The following is an 18,674-nucleotide window of genomic DNA, read 5'->3' as shown; positions in this document are numbered from 1 at the left end:
ATTAACCTAGGAAAATCGGAGACAGGGGAATGTTTCTTCTGTAAGAAATTTTCTAATGCTCAAAAAACATTAACCCTTTCCTAGATACACTATGATTCCTCACCAAGAAGGAAAAATGTTAAAACCTTTTAGGTGAGAAATACACTGTCCTCGTCCTCGCTATTATGCCATTAACTTAGAAATTTTAGTAAATTTACGACCTTTAAGTAGATAAGTTGTCATATCTCCCTTACCTTTAACATGAATGGCTCCCCGTTCCTCGAGTAGATATTCCATTTTTAATAGTTCGTAAGTTGTTTGAGTGACTTGAATTGCACCGGGAATGCCGTGAGATTCCATCCGACTAGCAGTATTTACCGTATCACCCCATAAGTCATAAATAAACTTTTTCAGACCGATAACACCGGCAACAACCGGCCCTGAATTGATGCCAATGCGGATATTAACCGATAAGTTGGTTTCCAGGCAAAAATTGCGGATTTCTTGCTGCATATCGAGAGCCATATCCGCAACCGCTTTAGCGTGAGAGACTCGAGGCATCGGCAACCCCCCCACAACCATATAAGCATCTCCAATTGTCTTAATCTTTTCCAAATCGTGCCGATCTGCCAGTTGATCAAATCTGGAAAAAATCTGATTGAGCAAATTAACTAATTCCGTTGGAGAAATCTGAGAAGAAAGCTCGGTAAACCCAACAATATCAGCAAAAAGAACCGTGCTTTCTGGAAAACTTTCTGCAATCGGGCCGACTTGCAATTTCAAGCGCTCTGCGATAGCTTTGGGTAAAATATTCAGCAACAAACGCTCGGAATTTTCCTGTTCAGCACGCAAGATTGCTGCCGCTTTGTTCGATTCTGTAACATCTCTACCGGCACCCGTAAAACCGATGGGATTTCCCTTTTCATCCTTCAGGGGCACCCCGGTAAATTGGTAGTCTAACAAAACCCCATCTTGACCGATCAAATGTCCCTCCGTCCAAGAACCTTCTGATCGTTCTTCTAAAGCTAATTGAATGGCTTGCGCAATGATTTCTCGTTCTGATTCTGGGAAAAAAGCCAAAGCAGGCCGGTTTTGAAGCTCAGCCGGCGAAAGTCCCGTAACAACTTCCGTGCGGTGGTTCCATTTAACAAGATTCAGATTTAAATCGAACACAAAAATAATATCTAACTGCGCCTCGAAAATGCTCTGCTGTTCCTGTAGCGCCCTTGCCAGTGCCTCCTGCGCCCGCTTGCGTTCGGTAATATCACTCGTTACAGTCAGAATGCAACGCACCCCACCCAAATAAATAATTTCAGCAGATAATAACCCAACAATTACTTCCCCTGACTTTTTCCGAAATAAAACTTCCTGATTGCGAAGACTTCCCAATACCTGAATCTGCTGCTGAACTTGGATACGATCCTCTGAATTTACCCACAAGTTCAATGATTCTGTCGTGCGACCGATCACTTCTAGCCGGCTATACTGCGTAATGTCTGAAAAACCATCGCTTACATCAATCAAATGCCCATCGGGAAACGTAGAAATCGTAATTGAATTAGGGCTTTGACGAAAAGCAGTGGAGAACTTTTCCTCCGATTCCCGCAGCGCAACTTCAGCTTGTTTACGCTCTGTGATATCCCGAATTGCAACCACCCTCACCTGATTTCCCTGGTAAGGAATTACCTTTGCTTGAATTTCAATGGGAAACCTCGATCCATCCTTTCTCAAGCCAATCGCTTCATAGGGATTTTCATTGCCGGCTAGCATATTCTGCCGCACATTTGCTCGAGTTTCCGGTGCGATATATTCTAGGACATCTGCTCCAATTTTTTCACTTGATTCGCAGCCAAACATCCGAGCAAATGCTTCATTCGCATCCGCAATTTTTCCGCCTTCACCCACAACAATTCCTTCAAAGGTCGCTTCGGACAATTTACGAAATCGGTCTTCACTTTCCCGCAATTGGGAGGTACGTTCCAAAACTCGAATTTCTAAGTTTTCCTTCGCTTTTCGCAAGGCATCTTGTGCCAGAAGGCGCTCTTTGTACAGTGCAATGGCCGCCGCCGCCGCTCGCAGCAAAGTCACTTCTGACGGTTGCCAGACGACGGCTTCTTTACAGTTATCAAAGCCAATAAACCCAAAAAACTCCCCATTCACAATTAGAGGCAAAATTAACAGGGAAAGAATGCCCTGGGATTCTAAAATTTGACGCTCATTTGCAGGAAATTCACTGACATTGCCGGCTACTGCTTCCCCTCTAGATAAAATTTCCGTCCAGCGAGGAAAGAAATCGTTATAGGAAAGGTTTTGCAAAGTGGGGTTGTCAATTTCTGGTTTAATCGTCGGCGCGCACCATTCGGCACGCTGACTCATCAGCAAACCATCAACTTCATCGTGGTGATTTTCAAAGAAATAAACGCGGCTCGCCCTTGAGGCTTGTCCTAAAGGTTCTAGAATTTCTGTATAGCAATTGCCGTTGCCCTGAAACGCCAGCAACCGGCTTTGTACTTCTACCAACGCAGCTAAATAGCGTCTTTCCTTGTGCAGTTCATTTTCTGCACGTTTGCGATCACTAATATCACTGCCAATGCAGAGGATGCCGGTGAAGTTACCCTTTGCATCCCGCAGCGCTTTAGTTGTCCAAGCCACCCAAACGCGCTCACCATTGCGCCGGATGTTTTCATTTTCATTTAGCTTGTAAAGTTCTGGGTGTTGCAGGATATCCCCAAGCATCGTAACGAGATCAGATCCGGCTGAATCAGTCTGGGGAATAATCCTCCCCATGGCTTTGCAACCGATAATTTCCGCTTCTGTGTAGCCGAAAAAGCTTTGGGCAAATTCGTTAAAAAAGGTGATATTGCCTTCGGTATCTAAGCGCAAAATGATGCTGTTGGCGTTCTCAACGAGTTCCCGATACTTCGCTTCGTTGCGTTGCAGGGATTTCTGCGCCTGCATCAGTTCAACCACATTTGCTTCTAAATCGGCATACAGCAGGCGCAATTGTCCTGTCATCTCGTTAAACGTGTGCGCCAGCATTCCCAGTTCATCTTGGCGTTCCACCGGCACGATCTGGTTCCAGTTGCCTTCAGAGAGGGCGACAGCAGCAGCATTCAACCGGAGAATGGGCCGAACAATCCAGCGCGAAGTCAGCAACCCCAGCAAAATCGCGATAAATAAGGCTGCCGTGCACAGTAGAATCGTTGAGCGTGTATTGGCTTCGATCTCCGCCATGAAATCGGCTTCGGGAATGACCACAACAATTAGCCAGTCGGGAGGATCTTGGAAAAGCTTGTTGGTTGGGCCGGCATTTAACAATTTGGAACTTTTCCCCTTCTCTCCTTCTGCCGATCTTCCCCGTTCCAAAGGCGTAATTTGCACGAAGTGCCGCTCGCCTTTAAGGTTAAAAGTTGTGGAAATTGTGCAATTAATATTTTGACAGTTACGGTCTATTTGGCTTAACTGTTCTGTTAATTGTTTGAGGTGTTTTGTTGTGGCCCGAATCAGGGGGTCGTTCATTTCTGAAGCTTGCCGCCGGATTGTGCCTTTTTTACTAACCAAAAATGGCTGCTCAAGCGTAGAAGAAGCCACAAGCATTCCCGAGCGTTCTATGATGAACGTTTCTCCTGTTTCACCAATTTTTAAACTGCGAAGAAATTCATCGATTTCTGAGACGATTAGATCGGTGATCACAACGCCTTTCAAGCTGCCAGTGTTGTCATAGATAGGTTGGCTGGCGGTAATGGTCAACTTCGGCTCAGCAAAAACTGGGTAAATTTTACTCCAAGTGGGTTTTCTGGCTTGTTGAGCAGCTATATACCACGGTCGTTTTCGCGGATCGTAGTTTGGATTAATTTTGACTAATTTAGTTCGATTTCCTAATGCGTCAGTGCCATATTGATAGCCATCTCCGTTGGTGTTGCGGTCGGTAATGGCAATTCGCAAAGTGCCATCATTAGAACTTTCAACTCCAATATATTCTCCTGTTGCAGTGCCCAGAGAAATCGCGCTAACTGAGTCGAATAACTGCATTTGCTGCCAAAAATGGCGCTCAAAAGTCTGCAACTTATCGATTTTTAATTGACCCAGACGAATTGCATCCGCGTTGATTTGATTAACGAGATGGGGAGTTGTTAAAAAGGTTTGAAGTTGTAGTTGGATGCGGGCGGTAATTTCGTTGCGTAATTCGGTGGCAACGTCATTCACGGCTTTTTGCCCGTTGCGTAAAGACAGCCAGCCGGTTAACCCCACAGCCACAAAAATTTCAATAACAAACGGCACGACGAGGACGAGACGAAGTGGTATTTGTTTAGAACGTTTTGAAATCCGGCTGGTGAGAGTTCTCAATGACATTTTATAAAGCGCTAAGCCCTAATTGTTCTTTGTAATTTTTCATTGATCACTTATTTTAGTCCCTAGCCCCTCACTTTTCTGCCGGTGAGCAGAAAAGCTTCCATTTCGCCTTTGCCTTTTACCTCAATGAGACCGCGTTTCTCAAATTTATACTGATTTTGTAATAACTCGTAGGTCGTCGCTGTGACTTGAATAGCACCGGCAATGCCGTGAGATTCCATCCGGCTCGCTGTGTTGACCGTATCTCCCCAGAGATCGTAAATAAATTTTTTGAGTCCGATGACGCCGGCAACCACAGGGCCAGTATTGATCCCGATGCGAATGTTAAAAGGTTGGCCATTTTTTACACTAAATTTGGCAACTTCTTGTTGCATATCCATTGCCATTTCTGCGATCGCTTGTGCATGATCTGAACGAGGCATGGGAAGACCGCCGACCACCATATAGGCATCCCCTATGGTCTTGATTTTTTCTAAATCGTGCCGTTCTGCTAGCTGGTCAAAGGTTGAAAAGATTTCATTCAATAACTCGACAAGTTGGGTGGGAGAGATGGTGGCAGAAAGTTGGGTAAAACCTACAATATCAGCAAACAGGACAGTCACCTCCTCGAAACTGTCGGCAATAGAGCCGGTTTCTTGTTTGAGGCGTTCTGCAATCGGTTGGGGCAAAATGTTGAGAAGTAGACGCTCAACCTTTTCTTGTTCTTCGCGCAGTGCTTCTTGCGCTCGTTTGCGATCACAGGATTCCATTGCCAGAGAAGTCATGTAAGCTAAGTAACTTGCAAAGTTTTCTTCTTCTAGCGCCCATTTTCGAGCCGGCCCGATGTGTTCTAAACACAGCACCCCTACGCGTTGCCCACTGAGACGAATGGGTACATCTAACATCGAGTTAATTCCTAAAGGCGTTAAATAGAATTGTGAAAACTCTTTTGTGCGGGAGTCTGTGTGGGCTTTATGTGCGGCGATGGCGCGGTAAGTTTCTAATGCTTTGAAATAAGCTGGATAATCAATAGCTTGCAGCTCAGTTCCCGATGAATGGTAGGAATGAAGAAGTTCGTAGAGATCAATGCATTGCAGTGCTGATTTATCTGAGTTGTAGAGCCACACACTGGTTCTTGCTACGCTCAAAGTGCGTGCTGCTGTTTCAGTAATCTCTCGCAATGCCGCCTTTAATTCGCCGCTGTAAAGCGGCTGGCACATGGCTAGTTCCATCAGCGCAGTTTGCTGCATTCGCAAGCGTTTTTCACTTTCTTGTAGGGTGGCTTGCACTCGCTTACGTTCGGTAATGTCTTCTACAGTGCCTTCGTAGTAGAGGAGGTTGCCGGCACTATCTTTAACGGTACGGGCATTTTCAGAAATCCAAATGATACTGCCGTCTTTGCAATAAACTTGAGATTCAAATTGCGAGATTGAATCGTTTTTCTGCATAGCAGCAACAAACTCGGCTCGCCGGTTGGGTTTAACGTAAAGTTGCGTACTAATGTTGGTAACAGTTGCAATCAGTTCTGCCGGCGATGAATAGGCATAAATGTAGGCTAAGGTAGGATTGGCACTGAGATATTCTCCCTCAATGGTTGTTTGAAAGATGCCGTCTGTTGAATTTTCAAAGATGCTGCGATATTTTTCTTCAGCTTCTTGTGTTGCTTCTAATGCCTGTTGCAGTTCTTCTTTAGCCGCACTAACTATTTGGCTGGCTTTTCTTAATTTTAGAATAATGTAACTGGAAATGCTGCTAATTAATATAACTGAAAATACATACAACAAAACCCGATAAAACCCAACAGCTTTTAAAGCGTTTTCATACTGAAGGGTGTAAGTTCTATACAGCTCATCACCGCGCTGAGTGGTTGGTAGGGATACCAAATCCTCTAGCAGTTTATCAACGGCTGGTTTATTTTTTAGAATTATATTGACATGAATAATAGCCAGCTCAAGATCGGCAGCCTTCACAGTCAGTGCGTACCGCTCTTGATTGTTTAATAATTCGTTGATTTGAAGAGTTATCTTTGGAGCAAGTTCTTCACTCGCCGTCAAGTTATAAATGAGTACGTCGCGCAGTAGATCGTTAAGACGGATAGCCAGCTCATCATCTACCGTCGAAGCTTGCTGGGCTAGCTCAGTTGCTAAGATTGGGAAATAATACAGAGAGTTTTTAAGAACCGCATTCTTTGATTTAAATTGTTCGATTAATTCTTCTTTTTTTTGTTGAGTTGATGTGTAGTCTTTAAGAATTTGCTGGAGTTGTCTTTGTCCTTCTCTATCAATAAAACTTGGAGATTTTATCAATCTTTTTTCTAGAGACTTAAGTTCTTCAATGCCAGTGATAATCGGATCATAATGAGTTAAATTTCCATATCTCAATTCAAAGACATTTTTATTGAGTGTGGCATCGATTTCGTTGAGCTGACCTAAATAGGTGTTATATCGGTCGTGTTCGATAAAATCAACTGACAAAAACTTGATCAATAAAAAACTGAAGATTGTTAACGCAACTGAAGCAAGCGCAATTTTTACGTGCAGCTTGGTCAATTTCATAATGGCTTCCCTTGATATTCACCATTTAGAGTTCTCAGGAACTTGCTCATCAAATCGAGCTGTTCGGGTGATAGCTGACGTCCTAATTGATACTGTGCCATCACAGCAATAGCTTGTTCAATGGTTTTGATTGAACCATCGTGAAAATAAGGGGGGGTCAGAGTGATATTTCGCAGACTCGGCACCTTGAAAACGTACCGATCTTCCTCATTGCCGGTGATATTATAGCGTCCTAAATCGGCTTTCTTAACCTTGCGACCGGCAAAGGGATCGCTGATAATGCCAAATTTCTGATATAAATTTCCGCCCAAGTTAACGCCTTGATGGCAGCTCACACAGCCATAATCCTTAAAAATGCGATAACCTTCTTTTTCTTCTTCGGTAATAGCATTTTTATCTCCTCTCAAAAACTTATCAAATCGGGAATTAGGCGTATATAAAGATCGCTCGAAAGTTGCAATAGCGTCTTTGATATTGTCGCCGGTAATGCCATTCGAGTACAAAGCGTTAAAAACTTTAACATACTCTGGAGATTTCTTGAGTTTTTTAACAATTTCTGGCCAAGTTTCGCCCATGCTGATTGGATTTTGAACAGTGCTATCAATCTGAGATTCTAAAGTATCAGAACGCCCATCCCAGTTTTGTTTAAAATTGAATCCGCTGTTATAAACTGTAGGAGCATTTAAAAAACCGACCGTACCGTTGATGCCAAAGGAAAAGGGCGAGCGATCCACGCCTCCTGTGTTCAAACCGTGGCAACTTGCACAGGAAATCGTATTATTGTGAGAAAGCCGTGGGTCATGGAAAAGTTTATCTCCCAAAACAACTTTTTTGTTATTTAGTTTGATATGCAGTGGGATTGGCTGAACGGGTTCAGCAACAACAGTGGTTTTTACCACTTGTTCCGCAACCGTAGCAATCGAAGATTCGTCTGTTTTATAAAGCTGCTGCCAAGGAAAAATAATTAAAAAGACAAGCAGCGTAATCGTAAGAATATAAAAGCGAAGTTTGAATTTTTTAACAAATTTAAGTTGCTTCATAAAACGAAAATAAATGAACGGTTACTAAAAGTTAGTCGTTATTTTTAGGTTGTTAATGCCCACCGGCACAGCCGCATCTCATCTAAAAACACGCTCAAATCAAAGCAGAAATTCCTTCAGCGGCACCCTGACAACTCACCCCTATTTAATCCTGCCGGTGAGTAGATAAGTAGTCATCTTTCCCTTGCCTTTGACTTCGACTGCACCCCGTTCTTCAAACGAATACCTATGTCGCAATAGCTCATAAGTGGTTGAAGTCACTTGAATCGTATCTGCAAGACCTTGAGATTCCATCCGGCTAGCCACATTAACCGTGTCACCCCATAGATCGTAAATGAATTTTTTAAGACCGATAACACCGGCAACCACAGGGCCAGTATTAATACCGATCCGGATACTCAGCGGTTGTTGGGTGGCATCATTAAACTGAGCAATTGCTTTTTGCATGGCGATGGCCATTTCTGCAATCGCCTCTGCATGATCCACCCGTGGCACCGGCAGTCCACCGACAACCATATAAGCGTCGCCAATTGTTTTAATCTTCTCCAACTCGTACGTCTGGGCAAGCCGGTCAAAGGCTGAGAAGATTTGATTCAGCAAGTTGACCAGTTCCGTGGGAGAGATATGGCTAGAAAGTTCGGTAAAGCCAACAATATCGGCAAACAAAACAGTCACCTCAGCGAAACTGTCGGCAATCGTGCCTTCTTCCTGTTTTAACCGCTCTGCAATCGACTCTGGCAAAATATTGAGTAGCAGACGCTCAGATTGTTCTTGCTGGTAACGCAGCGCTTCTTCTACCACCCTGCGCTTTGTAATGTCTTCCACGGTGCCTTCATAGTAAAGCAGTTTACCTTGCTCGTCACGCACCACACGGGCATTTTCCGACACCCAAATAATACTGCCATCTCTGCGATAAGTTTGAGATTCAAAATTTGACACCGCATCGTTGCTGTGCATTGCCTCAATAAACTCGGTACGCCGGCTAGGGTGAACGTAAAGTTGTTCGGATATATTCGTTACATTATTGATAAGTTCTTCCGGGGAAGCATATCCATAAATGCGAGCCAGCGCGGGATTTGCGCTCAGATATTTCCCCTCTGGCGTGGTCTGGAAAATGCCTTCAATCGCATTCTCAAAGATCATGCGATATTTCTCTTCCGCTTGGCCTAATGCAGCCTCTACCCGGTGGCGATCTCGCGCTTCTAAACTTAAAGAAACTAAATCCGCGATTGAGCCGGCAAAGTTTTGCTCATCCAGTGTCCAATCGCGGGGGGTGTCGGTTTGTTCGTGACACACAACCCCCACAATTTGACCCCCGACACGGATCGGCGCATCGATCAGCGCGACGATCTTCAGGGGGTCCATGTCGGGAGCGTTAAACTCAAGGGTTCTCGCATCGCTTCGCACATCTCGCACGACCAGCGTCCGCTCTTGTTCTAAAGCTTTAAAGTAGATTGGGTAATCGACGGCTGCCAGATCCTCATCTAAAGTATGTCGGTTGGCCTTCAATTCATAAAGATCGAAGCAATGAAGCATGGAACGATCTTCGTTGTACAGCCACACACCCACCCGATCAACCTCTAGGGTGATCGCGGCAGTTTCGGTGACTTGCCAGCACACCGATTGCAAATCGCCTTGAATGAGACTTCGACTTTTCGCCAGTTCTACCAGCACTTGATCTTGTTTGCGAAGCCGTTCCTGGCTTCGTTGCAATGCCTTCTCGGCTTGTTTTCGCTCTGTAATGTCCCGCACAACTGCACATAAGACTTTTCGACCTCCATAAGAGATCGAGTTGGCGCTAACTTCTACCTCAACGAGTGAACCATCCTGCCGGCGGTAGAGTTGTTCACCAATCGTTTGGTCTTTCGCTGCCAAAATCCGTTCAACATGGCGATCAACATTCTTGTTATGGGAGACACCGATATCGTACAAGCTTAGTTTAAGAATCTCTGCCGGTGAGTAACCTAGAAGATTGACAAACGCTTGATTAGCTTCCAGGATGCGATAGCTATTTACATCTATTAAGCAAATTCCTTCTGACGATTGCTCAACGACAGCGCGATGGCGTTCTTCGCTTTCTTGCTGCTGGTTCTGAGCTTGTTGTAAAGCTGCCAGCATCTTGTTAATCGTCTGTCCCAGGATTGACAGCTCATCTTTGCCAATCACCGGCAACCGCAGTGCAAGATCGCTGCACTCACCAATGCGGCTGACATCCTGCGTCAGATGTCCTAAGCGAGACAGAACCAATCCCTCTAGAAGCAGAATGGTGCAACCCCCAAACCCCAAGCCGACAACGGTTAGGGCCATCAGCAGATACTCTAAGTTCTTCTGACCTTGCTTGTAGATTTCTCTGGGAATATCCACCCGCAATAGTAGCGCCGGCTGGTTATAGATGTCGCGGATGAGGGTGTAACCGGCAATCGTATCTTCGCTCAACGGCTCGACATGAACGGGTATTGCTTCTCGGTTCTTTTCCGCTGTCGGGGTAGGTTGAGTCGGGGAATTGGCGCGATTGACAGCAGATGCCGGCTCAGAACCGGCCTTCAAAGCGCTAACCTCTAACAATTCTTCTCGCACTGCCTGAAAGTCTTGCGGCAGTTTCGTGTCCCTAACGCGGCGCACTATGAGCGGCAATCGCACGATCCGCTCTAATTTCTTAACTTGAGAGACATCTAAATACCGACCAAAAATCAGGCTACCCACAATCGGGCCGGTGCCTTGGGTAGTGACAATGGGCCGGGAGATAATTAGCATTGGCCCTTCAGGCAGCATGATAATTCCCGCTAGGCTGCTGTCTGGATCAGGGTGTGTTAAAAGTTGGTCTGTGGGAGTTAAGCGCGTGCGGAATGCTTCTGGAATCGGTGTGGTTTTTTGGTTTTTAATATCGAAGCCAGTGGAATAGACTATCTCGCCAGAAGTGTTGATAAACAAAGCGAGATTGATGTTTAAGTTGGCCACTGTTACTGGGTCTAAGTTTTCCTCAATAAATTCTGGGTTCGTGCCCTGCATAAAGTTGTAAGTATCATCCCACGCCGACCAATCGGCAAAGCGGCTATTAAAGTCATCTTGGGTTTGAGCAAAAACACTCAGGACGCCCTTAACCGTTTGGCGGGTGTTTTCCTCCTCGGCTTGCTTCATGCTGCCCGACAAGATGGTGGAACAGGTGGCATACAGCACACCAACCAAGCCGACAATCGTCACACCAACGATTGACAGTGTCTTTCGACGCAGGCTCATCTTGTCATTCTCCCTGTCATGCTGCTACCTACTGAGGGCTGGATAATCATGGGTAAACGCATGGCATCTATTGCCCTGACAACACAACTGTTTAACCCAGCTATTTCTACAAGCCATTTTTTTAAAATCACTTTAACCATTGTGTGGCATTCTCTGATCCCACTGAGCCATTTGTTTTAATTGCCCATTCCTCACACTCGTCGGGACGATTGGTAAAACTTAACCTTTAGCCCCAAAAGAAGAATTAAAAATACAGAATAAAAAAAAAGAAGTCAAAAAATTTCTCAACTCTCAATTCTTCATGCCCCTGTAGGCGTGTTATGCAAAGAACGCCCGCTCCGCTCCTCTTCTCCTCGTCTCCCATTCTCCCCTTCCTCCGGCAGTGGAAGGAACGGCTCTTTTTTGATAGCTTATCCAAAACTGTAGCTATCCGGAGGAATGGGTAGGTCTATAGTTCATAGTGGTGTGTGAAACCAGGAGTGAGTGAAATGCTGAGCTGGGATAAAACTCCAAGTCTTGCGTCGATGCGTTGTGATCGGGCGTGGGTGGAAATTGACTTGCCGGCGCTAGCGCACAATGTCCAGCAGTTATGTCGGTTTTTGTCTCCCCAAACAAATTTGATGGCGGTGGTGAAGGCAGATGCTTACGGGCATGGGGCGGTGGTTGTGGCGCAGACGGTATTGGCTGCCGGTGCGCGTTGGCTGGGGGTGGCTACGATCCCGGAGGGAATTGAGCTACGTGAGAACGGGATACAAGCGCCGGTGTTGGTTTTAGGGGCAACCAATACCCCTGAGCAAATTCGGGCGCTGGTGCGCTGGCGCTTGCAACCGACTCTGTGCACCCCGAAGCAAGCGCTGGTATTTTCTGAGACGTTGAGTGCCAGTGAACGATCGCTGCCGGTCCATTTAAAGCTGGATACGGGGATGTCACGACTGGGAGCACCTTGGCAGCAGGCAGTTGAGTTTGTCCAGCTGGTGTCTCGCTGCCCAAATCTGAAGATTGCCAGCATTTATTCCCATTTTGCCACGGCTGATAGTCTTGATCCAACGGTGATGCAGCAGCAGCACAGCCGGTTTCAAGCGGCACTTGCGGAACTTCAAAATGCCGGCATTCAGTTGCCCAAGCTGCATTTGGCAAATTCGGCGGCAACGTTAACTGATCCTGCTTTGCACTATGACATGGTGCGCGTGGGCTTGGCAATTTACGGGCTTTATCCGGCTGAGCATTTGCGGCAGGTGGTTGAATTGAAGCCCGTGTTGCAGGTGAAGGCGCGGGTGACGCAAGTGAAGACAATTGAAGCGGGAACCGGCGTGAGTTACGGTTATCAATTTGTTGCCCGTGATCCGATGCGTGTTGCGGTTGTGGGGATTGGCTACGCTGACGGTGTGCCGCGCAATCTTTCTAATAAAATCAATGTTTTAGTTCGAGGTGAACGGGTGCCGCAAATCGGGGCAATTACGATGGATCAGTTGATGCTGGATGTGAGTGCGATTCCTGATCTGCAAGCCGGCGAGGTGGTTACGCTGCTGGGATCTGAGGGTGTTCACCAGATATCCGTGGATGATTGGGCGGCAATGCTGGGGACAATTTCTTGGGAGATTCTTTGCAGTTTCAAACACCGGCTTCCCCGTGTGCCGGTGGGACAGCCGTTTGAAGTCCCAGAACAATCAACCGCCCAATCTTGACAAGTCGTAGGGTGCGTGAGTCACGTACCCTATAATTTTGTTTTACACTTGCACTTTATGTAAAATTGTAAAGTCTCTCTCTATAAGCTTTTATCATCCTAAACTTATAATCAAACCAAGCACCCGCCCCCGCGTAACTGATACCTGCACTATATTGCTAAGTAGACATCAGAAGAGGGTGGGGCAAAGGTTATGAGTGAAAAAACTACCTCCAAATGGAATGCCGGCAGGTTTGCGCGAACTCTGGCTTATTTCGGGGTGATACCCTTCGTGGGTAGCATTAGCTGGTTGCAAACGTTGATCGGAATGGGTAAAAAAGCCAAAGCAAACGATCGCAAACAGGGCGTGATCTTGGTTGCCGGTGCCACTGGCGGTGTTGGCAAACGAGTTGTGCGAAAACTCCAAGAACGGGGTTACAACGTGCGAGCGCTAGTGAGAGATGCGAAAAGAGCGAAGGAAATTCTGGGCAACGCGGTTGAGTTAGTGGAGGGAGATATCACGATCCCTGAAAGCTTGACGCCGGCAGTCTTCAGGGATGTGACAGCCGTGGTGTGCTGCACCGGCACTCGTGTGCAACCGAAAGAAGGCGACACCCCAACGCGTGAAAAATACTATCAAGGTATCAAATTTTATATGCCTGAAGTTGTGGATGTGCCGGAAGTTGTGGAATATCAAGGCATTGAGAATCTTGTGCGGGCAACGCGCACTCACTTCCAAGGTGCCGGTGATGAAAAAATGATTTTTGACTTCACAAAACCATCCCAGGATATCAAAGAAACTTGGGGTGCCCTCGATGATATTGTCATGGGTGGGGTGAGTGAAAGTTCAATTCGATTGGTAGATAATACTGCTTTTTTCTCCGGTAATGTTTCCACTGCAAATTCTGGTGGTTTTGCATCGGTTCGCACCAAAAACTTTGAGCCTCCTTTAAATTTGGCTGGGTATGCCGGTATTGATTTACGCATCAAAGGTGATGGCAAACGCTACAAATTTATCATTCGCAGCGAAGTTAAATGGGATGGCGTTGGTTATAGCTATTCCTTTGATACGGTTTACAATATTTGGATTACTGTTCGTATTCCCTTCGCTGCGTTAATTCCAGTTTTTCGCGCGAAAACTGTAAAAGACGGTGAACCAATTGACACCAGTAATATCAACTCGTTTCAGTTAATGCTGAGCAAGTTTGAATACGACGGGGAACTTAATCCCAAATTTGAAGCAGGAATTTTTCAGTTGCAAGTGGAATCTATCAAAGCTTATGGCGCTGAGAAGTTTCCAAAATTTGTTCACATTAGTTCTGCCGGCGTTACGCGTCCTGGGCGTCCCGGACTTAATTTAGAAGAAGAACCGCCGGCTGTTAGAATGAATGACCAATTGGGAGGAATTTTAACTTGGAAGTTGCGCGGCGAAGATAGTATTCGTTTTAGTGGAATTCCTTACACAATTATTAGACCTTGTGCGCTGACTGAGGAACCAGGTGGTAAAGCCTTAATATTCGAGCAAGGCGATAATATTCGAGGCAAAGTCAGCCGGGAAGATATCGCTCAGTTATGCGTAGAAGCACTTGAGCAATCAAAGGCGAGTAATATTACATTTGAAGTGAAAGAAAGCCAAAATGAGCAGAATTCGGAAGAATGGGAAAGTTTATTTTCTGGATTGAAAACTGATAAAAATCCGTGGTAGAATTCTCTCTAAAATGGTATAATTCTCAAATTAAAACCATTTAATCGATTGAAATCAAGGTATTTATGGAATTGCTTGCGCGTCAATGAAAACTGATATTTCTAGCACCAAGCCTGCTTACCTTGATTTTATTAACCAACAACTTCAAGTCTCTCAAAACCTAGAAAACAATCTTTTGGTGATTGATTTGTTTGCCGGCTGCGGAGGGATGGCTTTAGGTTTTGAAGCAGCCGGTTTTCAAACAGCCGGTTATGAAATGCTGGAGGATGCCTGCGCGACTTACCGGCACAATCTTAGTGGTTCATGCAATCAGGTTATCCTTACCCTAAATACAGATTTTATCAAGAAAGCAGATGTCATAATAGGTGGCCCTCCCTGCCAGCCTTTTAGCGTCAGCGGACATCAAAAAGGGCTTAAAGATAGCCGCGATGGATTTCCAATTTTTATTGATGCTGTTGACCGCTGCCGGCCACAAATTGCTATCTTTGAAAATGTGCGGGGAATGCTTTTTCGCAACAAGACTTATTTTGAAGAAATTGTCTTGGCTCTTAGAAATCTCAATTATATTGTTGAATGGGAGATTTTGAATGCCGCCCATTATGGCGTTCCTCAACGAAGAGAGCGTCTTTTTTGCGTCGCTCATAAAGGCGGTTGGAACTGGCCCAAAAAGACTCATTTTTATTCGCCCTACACTGCCGGCGAAGCACTAGGAGAACTGGCTTTCCTTGCTCCTTCCAACTCAAAATTTCTCACTGCTGGTATGGATCAATATATTAGTAAATATGAGAAAGCTTCCAAATGCGTTACACCTAGAGATTTACACCTAAATATTCCTTCTAGAACTGTAACCTGTCGTAATCTTAGCGCTCCCACCGGCGATATGCTGCGGATTCGTTTACCCGATGGGCGCAGAAGAAGATTAACCGTGCGTGAAGGTGCACGTTTACAGAGTTTTCCTGATTGGTTTGAATTCAAAGGTTCTGAAGAAAGTCAGTGCAACCAAATCGGTAATGCAGTTCCTCCCATCTTGGCAAGAGTTATAGCCAGCTCTGTTAAAGTCTATTTAGAAAGTTGCAAACAACCCGCCTCAATCATCGCCGGCTGACAGTGCCATCTAATCCACGATTAAAACTAAACCTTCTATCATGGAACTGTATCGGAAAAATTTGAGACAAATGCAATAATATTTGTCAAGCGCTGTATTTATGAAACCAACTTTCTTCCTCACCGTTGCCTTTGTTCTTCCCCTTGGGTTAGCCATCTTGCCGCACACATCGGCTCAGGCTCAAACGCAACCAAATAGAGAGCAAGTTTTGCAAGCTTGCGCCGGCGATCAAATTCGCACTTTACCCATGCCATTTGTCGATGTAGCGCCAGATCACTGGGCTTATGATACTGTCTTAAAAATGTACTACTGTGGCCCTGTACGCGGTTCTCTAGCAACCCAAGAATTGCGAAAATTGCAAACTCAGGGATCACAACTCGGTGAAATCGCTGCCCTTCCCGATGCAAACACTTTATCATCGGCCCAAGAAAGGGTTGAAATAAAGGGCCAGCAGTACCGTTTAGAAACCTCTATTTTGCAGAATCCGCTCAATGAAATGACGGAAACTCGCCTAACAAGCACAGTAATTCTCGTAGCTACAGAGGATCAAGAAGCAGTTCCCGCTTCCCTAAAAGTAGATCGGTTGTGGCTTGTAAAAACTGATGGCGAAATGTGGACAACTTCCTTAGACAGTACAGCAACACAATCGGCAGCAAATCAAATTGAAAATATTAGCACAACTGCCCTTGGTTGGGAGATCGGAGCTTTAGTAGATGTGATTGTTAGACTCACAGATGAAGAAAATAACACCTATTTTCTAAAAGCTACAGAACAACCCATATTACAGAGGAATTAAATTTTCCAGGTAGAGGTGCCGGCACCTCTACCCGCAAACGCAGCAAATGTGGCTTGATGGATAAGAGCATAGCGATTCGTTAGAGCGGATCGCTGTGCAGACTTGGCTGTGTGGAGAACCTGGACTAATCACTTATGGATATTCAACGTTATTACCAGGGGTTGCCCTTTACCTGGCAAACCAAATCCCCGGAAACCATTCGCAACGACTGCCGGTGGTTGGAATCAATTATTCTCAATGCGGCACCGTTTTCTGACTGGTGGTTAAAGGCGCGGATCATTCAGATGGCTTACCCGATGCCTCCGGGTGCAACACCGGCAGCAGATAGTTTGCCAACCTATGCCGGTTTAAAATCTGAAGCAGAAATCGTCAATGCTTTGCGCTCTATCTGCGATTTAAAGCAGTATCCTAGCTTGGCAGCCGCTGTTGATGAAACTTATGTGATTAGAACACTCAACAGTTGGAAAACAAAAACATTTGCTCAAGCCATCGGGCGAAACTTTGAAGTTTATGCGGATCGGCTGCACGATAATGTTTTTTTAGTAACCAGTACCGCGACAATTTCCCTGCGCGTAAACCGGCTATTGCCGCCTCTCGTACGCTATCGTCCCCTGTTTAATATTGAAGAACTGGCTCAAATTATGCAGGAGCGATCCTGTGAGCGTTTGACCTTGCGAACTCACGGCTATGCCAACGCTGCACATGGCTTCTACAAGTCTTTTATGTCAGAAGCAGATGCCCTTAATCGCCCTTCTGATCAGACTGCCGGCAGAGGAATTTATGAAGCGTCTACGCCTAACAATTTAGGAAATAAACACTTTTATATTGGCTACCATTGGCCAAGTGAGCAACCCTTTGTTAGCCCCGGTTTGTGGACTGATTTCCGCTACAATTTGAGGATTGTCTTCAAATTTTTATTTGTCCTCGCCATTCTCGCCGGCACTGTAGGCACAGTAATCTATGCATTACTGAAACTGTTGGTAATTCCCCTAATCCGCGTCTTAGGTTTAGTGCCGGCAATCGCTCAGTTTGAGGCTTGGAGAAACTTTAGCACCACCTTTGAGGCAACCGTATCGTGGTATTGGATTGCCCCCTCTGTGTTTCTCCTGTGGGTGCTGTTTATGCAAGTTTTGCGCGTCATCGCCTACCAACGAGATCGTTACCGCGCAATTCACTACGGCGCACCCGACTTAGCAGAGTTTTTTTGGCGCTTAGATAAAGCCATGAGCAAGCAGAAGGCAGCAGCGCAACAAAAAAGCGGAGAAGCACAGCCGCAAGAGAATACTAATCTAACCGCCGATCCCTCTTTGTCCTCTCAAAAAGCTGAAAACTCCAACACTCCAAGCCGGCAACTGCTGATGGTGAATTTGATCGGCCACAGCATGGGAGGATTGCTCCTAGTGAATGTGCTGCGTATTTTGTCTGATCGTTTCGGGAAGGATGATCAAGGATCGCTGACACCCGATTTAGTGCCGGTGCAAATCGAGCTAAAAAAAGAATTGCGACCCCAATTTAATCCCGTGTCTGATGCCGACAAAATTGGCGATAATTTGCAATTAGATAAGTTGATTTTGGCTTCTCCTGATATCCCTGTGGAGTTTCTATGCGAAGGACGCAATAACTACGTGCGCTCAGCCATGCGCCGATGCCGGCAGATTTATCTAATGTCAAGTGATCGCGATATTGTGCTGCGCTATCTGTCAACATTAGGCAATTGGTTTAGTGAACCTAGCTTAGAAATGTCTGGTTTTCGGCTAGGAAACGTCTATCTAGAAATGACACGAGTTTCTAAAGCAGAAAGCCGTTATCGACCGTTTATTCGCAATATGTTCCGTTCTCAGCCGGCAATCGAACCCTCCTCAGCTTTTGATCTGTTTCAAAAATTTAACTATATCGATTGCTCAGAAATGGTTAAAGTTAATGGCATCAATCTGCCGCTCAATTATGCGACCGGCTTGCTAATTGACATCATTAATACCCTGCTTCACATCGTAGGTCATGTTGATACCCACGGCGGTTACTTCGAGACCAAAACGCCCTCTTTCAAGATTTTAAAGTTGCTGATGACACTTGATGATTGCTCGGATGAAAATATCTGGGCTGGAATCAATCACATTATTGTCGATACGCCACTGCGCTTTTTACCAAGTCAGCCCTTTACTAGCCCTCAGCCGGCAGACTTGAAAATTAAGAAATAATTCCGAATCTGTGTAGAGTTAGTCTTTTTTTGGGAAACTCAATTTAAGGTTAACTTCGGGGTTT

9 protein-coding genes and 1 pseudogene are annotated in these 18,674 nt (G+C 45.5%); 5 read left to right on the top strand and 5 right to left on the bottom strand.

Going from position 1 to position 18,674, the window contains the following annotated elements:
* Positions 1–162 precede the first annotated feature (162 nt).
* The 5 genes and pseudogenes from H6F56_RS26370 to H6F56_RS27105 all read right to left on the bottom strand — a co-directional run bounded on the left by H6F56_RS26370 (position 163) and on the right by H6F56_RS27105 (position 11,143).
* On the bottom strand, positions 163–4,332 hold the full coding sequence (locus H6F56_RS26370) for a PAS domain S-box protein (RefSeq protein WP_190669302.1): 4,170 nt from the start codon (positions 4,330–4,332) through the stop codon (positions 163–165).
* 62 nt (positions 4,333–4,394) lie between these two features.
* Positions 4,395–5,531: an adenylate/guanylate cyclase domain-containing protein gene (locus H6F56_RS27215; protein WP_323798588.1), complete on the bottom strand. Its 1,137-nt coding sequence runs from the start codon at positions 5,529–5,531 to the stop codon at positions 4,395–4,397.
* Between the two features lie 69 nt (positions 5,532–5,600).
* Positions 5,601–6,866: pseudogene (locus tag H6F56_RS27210) on the bottom strand (DAHL domain-containing protein); the annotation flags it as partial.
* A complete protein-coding gene (locus H6F56_RS14350) occupies positions 6,863–7,906 on the bottom strand; it encodes a cytochrome-c peroxidase (protein ID WP_190669298.1) in 1,044 nt (347 codons plus the stop codon). The gene H6F56_RS14350 and the pseudogene H6F56_RS27210, both read right to left, overlap by 4 nt.
* A gap of 141 nt (positions 7,907–8,047) precedes the next feature.
* Positions 8,048–11,143 (bottom strand): adenylate/guanylate cyclase domain-containing protein, encoded by a 3,096-nt coding sequence (locus H6F56_RS27105; protein WP_190669296.1) that lies wholly within the window; start codon positions 11,141–11,143, stop codon positions 8,048–8,050.
* A 488-nt stretch (positions 11,144–11,631) separates the two neighbouring features.
* Here H6F56_RS27105 and alr point away from each other — a divergent pair, with 488 nt between their 5' ends.
* From alr to H6F56_RS14320, 5 genes are all read left to right on the top strand, one after another.
* Positions 11,632–12,828 carry an alanine racemase gene (gene alr, locus H6F56_RS14340; protein ID WP_190669294.1) on the top strand — a complete coding sequence of 399 codons (1,197 nt, stop codon included), beginning with the start codon at positions 11,632–11,634 and terminating at the stop codon, positions 12,826–12,828.
* Positions 12,829–13,020: 192 nt separating this feature from the next.
* A complete protein-coding gene (locus tag H6F56_RS14335; protein WP_190669291.1) occupies positions 13,021–14,511 on the top strand; it encodes a CIA30 family protein in 1,491 nt (496 codons plus the stop codon).
* An 85-nt stretch (positions 14,512–14,596) separates the two neighbouring features.
* A complete protein-coding gene (locus H6F56_RS14330) occupies positions 14,597–15,616 on the top strand; it encodes a DNA cytosine methyltransferase (protein ID WP_190669289.1) in 1,020 nt (339 codons plus the stop codon).
* A 100-nt stretch (positions 15,617–15,716) separates the two neighbouring features.
* Positions 15,717–16,412 (top strand): hypothetical protein, encoded by a 696-nt coding sequence (locus tag H6F56_RS14325; RefSeq protein WP_190669287.1) that lies wholly within the window; start codon positions 15,717–15,719, stop codon positions 16,410–16,412.
* Positions 16,413–16,546: 134 nt separating this feature from the next.
* Positions 16,547–18,610 (top strand): alpha/beta hydrolase, encoded by a 2,064-nt coding sequence (locus H6F56_RS14320; RefSeq protein WP_190669285.1) that lies wholly within the window; start codon positions 16,547–16,549, stop codon positions 18,608–18,610.
* Positions 18,611–18,674 lie beyond the last annotated feature (64 nt).

Source organism: Microcoleus sp. FACHB-672 (assembly GCF_014695725.1).
Lineage (GTDB): Bacteria > Cyanobacteriota > Cyanobacteriia > Cyanobacteriales > Oscillatoriaceae > FACHB-68.
The sequence above is the reverse complement of the archived record's forward strand: the minus strand, read 5'-3'. Positions and strand labels throughout refer to the sequence as shown.